This window comes from Actinocrinis puniceicyclus (genome assembly GCF_018283645.1).
GTDB lineage: Bacteria > Actinomycetota > Actinomycetes > Streptomycetales > Catenulisporaceae > Actinocrinis > Actinocrinis puniceicyclus.
This window is the reverse complement of record NZ_JAGSXH010000430.1, coordinates 1-248: the sequence shown is the minus strand read 5'-3', so window position 1 is coordinate 248 and position 248 is coordinate 1. Positions and strand designations below refer to the sequence as shown.

General features: G+C 72.6%; 1 pseudogene. It reads left to right on the top strand.

Going from position 1 to position 248, the window contains the following annotated elements:
- A pseudogene (locus tag KGA66_RS29570) lies at positions 1 to 248 on the top strand (NF041680 family putative transposase); the annotation flags it as partial.

Below are 248 nucleotides of genomic sequence, written 5' to 3'. Positions count from 1 at the left end.
GGCCGGGTACCCGGCCGGGCGGGACCTGCCGATCCTCGAGGGCAGCGTGATCCGGGTCACCGTCGAGCGTTTGGCGCACCAGGGGGCGCCCAAGCCGCTGTGGCTCTGGCACCGTGCCCCGCCCGGCACGCGGGTGGATGTGGACCTGTTGTGGAAGGCGTACCTGCGACGTTTCGACCAGGAGCACTTGCACCGCTTCGCCAAGGTCCACCTGGGTCTGGCCCGCGCCCGGGTGCTCTCGGCGCAGG